This window comes from uncultured Proteiniphilum sp., assembly GCF_937873925.1.
Lineage (GTDB): Bacteria > Bacteroidota > Bacteroidia > Bacteroidales > Dysgonomonadaceae > Proteiniphilum.
This window is the reverse complement of record NZ_CALNAT010000057.1, coordinates 1-4,937: the sequence shown is the minus strand read 5'-3', so window position 1 is coordinate 4,937 and position 4,937 is coordinate 1. Positions and strand designations below refer to the sequence as shown.

General features: G+C 44.0%; 2 protein-coding genes and 1 pseudogene. All 3 read left to right on the top strand.

What is annotated here, in order from left to right; genetic code table 11:
• The first annotated feature begins 218 nt into the window (after nt 1-218).
• Nucleotides 219-2,378: a response regulator transcription factor gene (locus Q0502_RS04080; RefSeq protein ID WP_298647454.1), complete on the top strand. Its 2,160-nt coding sequence runs from the start codon at nt 219-221 to the stop codon at nt 2,376-2,378.
• 335 nt (nt 2,379-2,713) lie between these two features.
• A complete protein-coding gene (locus tag Q0502_RS04075; RefSeq protein WP_298647451.1) occupies nt 2,714-4,318 on the top strand; it encodes an extracellular solute-binding protein in 1,605 nt (534 codons plus the stop codon).
• 258 nt (nt 4,319-4,576) lie between these two features.
• Nucleotides 4,577-4,937, top strand: a pseudogene (locus Q0502_RS04070) (sugar ABC transporter permease); the annotation flags it as partial.

Genomic DNA, 4,937 nt, shown 5'->3' with positions numbered 1-4,937 from the left:
ATTATACCTGCATGTCAATTGCTTTACAATATTATGATGAAATCATCCCGTTGCCGATTCATAGAATTCATGATTCTCTCGAGGTAATTTTTTTATTGAATCGGCAATGGAATGTTACCGATGATATACAATAATATACACACGTTTCATAAAATATGATATAATTTTATGGTGATAATAGTGTAATATAAGAAATTACTAAGTTGGAGATAAAAAATATGAAGTGGAAAGAGTTTTTGAAATCAACAATTTTAAAGTATATCTTTTCTTATGCCGCTATTCTGATAATCGTTATTACTGGTATGTACTTTATCATTAATCATCAATTGAAGCAGGTGTATGTCAAAGAGTATCTGCAGGAGAGCCGGGCTCAGATTTCCAACGCTGCGGACAGAATTTCGGAGGGTTTTCTTGAGATTGAAAAGACAAATCTGATTTTATCCTCGGATATGAACATTATCAACGCAAGGTATAACAGTAATACCGATTATTCGCGCTACCAGATTGTCAAAGAGCTGGCAAAATACCGTTCCCGGAACATCTTTTCCCGGGATATTATTTATTTTGACCGGAAAAGGGGCGTAGCCTATTCGACGACCCGCCAGTGCAGAGTTGCGGAAGGTTCCATTAATTTTACCATGTACGGGGAAAATGATATACTGATTCCCGAAAGCTATTACGACTCTGATACCACCTTCGGCAAAGTTTATTCCGCCACAAACGGAACCGCTACCCTACTGCTTTTTTCTCCCAAAAATTCCTCGTCGGATTTCCGGGTCATCTATGTACTGGACCAGGAGGAACTGACCTCTGTCCTGAATGCCTGTCTTTCCAAGGGCATTACCGGCGTTGAACTGACCGATCTGTCAGGCGGTACGATTCTTTCCTGCGGCGCCGCTCCCGTTTCCGGTGTAAAGGAAGAGTCGGCGGAAGCCTCCGAAGACATTTTTACCCTGAGGCTGACCTATCCGGAACTCGTTTTTCACGCGGCAATGGATAAAAATTTTATCCAGTCCCTGGTTGACACGGTGTTCTTAAATACCTATCTGACGGTGGGGCTTTTGGCCGTTGTTGCGATTATCATGACATTTTGTTCGATGAAAATCACATATTTTCCGTTGTACGAGCTGAAAAAACGCATTACCAAGAGCAGAAGCCATCTTTCAAACTATATTGCTTTGCTTGGCAGTACCTATCAGGAGTCCGAAGAGCTTAACCTGCTTTTAAGAAGAAGCCTGAACAACTACAAAACCGTAATCCACGAAAGCATTTTGAACTCAAAATATATCTCACAGAATATTTCGAACACAGTGCTTGACAGTATCGATAAGTTATTTAGTGCCGGCAACAAGTTGATTTTGGCAGTAGCTAAAATTACGTTTCTGGATTCTCCCGAAGATGATACCATTGAACGGATTCAGTCCCATTTCAGGGACGCGTTTACCTTTGTCATTCTGGAAGCGGATCCGGAACATGTTTCTCTTTTATTGGCCTGGGAAGAGGAAAAGGATCCGGATGATCTTGTTTTAAAACATCCTTTGGAGGGCCTTCTGTCTCAAATCCCCTGTATGATTGCCTTTAGCAACCGTTCCGCAAGCTTGTTTGATATTGCCCGTTTGTACAGTAACGCAACAACGGCGGAAAGCTATTTGAGTTTTGATTGCCGTATTGTCGGTTATGACGACATTTCGGAAAAACCGGATCAATACGACAGGAATTATTCCTATCGGCTGTTTGACCAATTGGCAGCCGCTCTCGAACAAATGGATACGGAAAACAGCTTCCGCCTGCTGAAAGAACTATTGGATTTCATTGATACAGACAATGATTCCGAAATATTCATTCGTTGTATCCTGATTGATACCACGACGCTGATCGGCACATCGATGAATCGCAGTGCGGTAAAGTACGAAAAGTATCGCGCTATCATTAATCAAACTCTTGACCTGTGTAGAAAAAGCAATTATGCCCAAACAAAAAAGGAGATTTTGAATAATTTTTATACCATGACGGACATCCTGTATTCGGAATCTTCCGGCACCATTTCGACTGCGCAGATCGAAGCCTTCGTCAGGAAAAACTTCTGTCGATCTGATTTTTCCATAACAATGCTTGCCGACCACTTCCATGTCAGTATCGCCTATATGAGCTCTCTTTTCAAAAGAGATTTTGACGTTAATTTTTCAAACTATGTGTGGGCTCTTCGCTATAAGAAAGCACGGCTATTATTGTCTACAACGGATTATCCCATTGAGAAAATCGGAGCGCTTGTCGGTTATGATAATGTATCAAGCTTTCGGAGGAAATTTAAGGAAGAAAGCGGGATATCGCCGTCTTCTTATCGAAAGAACATGAGGGAACCGCTGGTCGACAAGTGAATCAAAAAGGATGCAAAAGGGTCCTTCCGACGGTGTTTCGATGCAACCGGCAAGCCTGTATGGCAACAGAACATACAGTACATGCGGCACATATCCACGGTACATATCTTTATGAATGCAGGTAAAAAAAGGAGCGGTATCGTGATTTGCACCGACAACGGCGCTGCCGTACAGCATCAGCGCTACCATACAATATTTCATTTAAAGCAAAAAACATTGTGTCTTGAATTTCAGGCATCATTTTGAAACAATGGCAATAGTAAATTCAAGCATCAAAAAACAGCGCTGTTCGGTAATGTTTGAATGGAAAAGAACCTTTGATAATAAATAGTGACATGGGAGGAGATTACATGAAAATGCTGAAAAAAGCTGCCACTTTGTTATTGGCGATAATCCTGGTCTTAGGCGCTATGTCCTGCGGATCGAATACCGACAAAAAGGTCTCCGGATCCACCGGTCAACCTGTGAAAGACGCGGAAGAGGCTTCCAATGCCGCTTCGTCAGAACAGGTCCAATTTCCCCTTTCTGAACCTGTTACCATGAAGATGATGTCGGTAATCAATTTTGACATCTCGCTGGACAATACGCTGGCTATGAAAAAGATGGAGGAACTGACAAATGTTAAATGGGACGTTCAATCCGTGACAGGGGCGGATTTGGGGGAAAAAAGAAATCTTCTTCTTGCCAGCAAACAGTATCCCGATGTGTTTATGAAAACAAGCCTGGATCGATCGACACTTGATAAATATGGAAGCCAGGGCACTTTTATCGCTTTGAATGATCTAATAGATAAGAATGCGCCAAATATTTTAAAACTTTTAGGGGAAAGACCGCCGATTAAGCAGGTTATGACGTCAGGTGACGGGAATATTTATTCCCTTCCTCAAGTTGGCAATACCGGACCCGGAAGTACGCTCCTGTTTATCAATCAGGGATGGCTTGACAAATTGAGCCTGCAAATGCCGACGAACACCGATGAACTGTACAATGTGCTGTCAGCGTTCAAAACAGAGGATCCGAACGGGAACAGCGAAGCAGACGAGATTCCGCTCATGTGTACGACAGGGACAAAGGTAACGTTGCTTTATCCGTATTTCGGAATTACCAACTATGGCGATAAGACCCTGATTGACGGCAAACTGCAGTATATTGCAACGACCGAGAAATTTAAGGATTTTTTGAAATATTGCAGGAAGCTCTACCAGGATGGACTCTTGGCAAAGGATTCCTTTACACTTGAGCCGGATCAGCAAAAAGCAATCGGTGCCTCCGGCGACACCCTCGGAAGCTTTTTCGACTCAGGAGCATTCCTTACGGTAGGAAGAGATCGGGACGAAAACTATCCGGCTGTTATGCCTTTTGGAAAAGGTATTTTTCCCACCAATGCAGGCGCCTGGTCCGGTGCCTTCGCGGTGACGGATAAATGCGAGCATCCTGACATTGCCGTAGCATGGGCGGATCAGTGGTATTCGGAAGAAGGCGGACGGCTTGCCTGGATGGGTGTAGAAAATGAAACCTATAAGATCAACGACGACGGGTCATGGGACTGGGTTTTAGGTGAGTTCGGCGATATCGGGATCCTACGTGCCAATGCCGCAATACAAGGATCCGCCGGACATCCGTCGATTATGCCTGAACTGTGGGGGAAGAATGTATCGGATCCAAATGAGGCAAAGGTTAACGAGGCTAATACAAAAGCTGTCGCACTTGGTGCAGAGCCATTTCCCAGTTTGAATTACAATGACGCTGACAGCAAGACCGTCGCCAGTGCCACTGCGGATCTCAACCCATATGTCGACCAGTATATAGCGGAAGTGGTCGTAGGCCGGCAGGAGCTTGACGCAAGCTGGGATACGCATATTGCCACGCTGAAAGATATGGGACTGGAAAAACTGATGACGATTTATACCAAAGCATATGAAGAAGCGATAAAGCAGTGATAAGGCAATAGTCTGAACCGTTACAAGGGCAGACTCTTCCGGGCGCCCGCCCTTTTTTTAAAAACTGCCGGAACAGGGCATTCCCCTAATTGAATGCCAGTTTTCGCCGGTTTTTAACAGGCGGCAGTCTCAAGGTCTTCCGTGGCCATTTTGGAATGGCCGTATGCCCGGTCCGCCGCCTCTTTTGAATACGGAACAGGTTAGAAAGGAAGGGTATCTATGCCGGCACAAGCCAAAACAACTTATACGGAAATGACAATGAAAAAGAAAAAGAAGAGCTATTTTTTCAGGCTGGGAAAGGATATGAGAAAAAACCCCATTCTTTATCTGATGATCCTGCCTGTTGTGGCGTATTATATCATTTTTCACTATGTTCCTATGTATGGCATACAAATTGCGTTTAAAGACTTTATCCCAAAGCTCGGTTTCAGTGGCAGCCCTTGGGTCGGATTTGACCATTTTACCAGATTCTTCAGCGGCTATAATTTCAGGAACCTGCTTCTGAATACGATAGGAATCAGCGTATATGGTCTTCTTGCCGGATTTCCGATTCCCATCCTGTTCGCGCTTTTATTGAATTATCTGCCGGGAAAGTGGTTTCGGAAAAGCGCGAACAGGA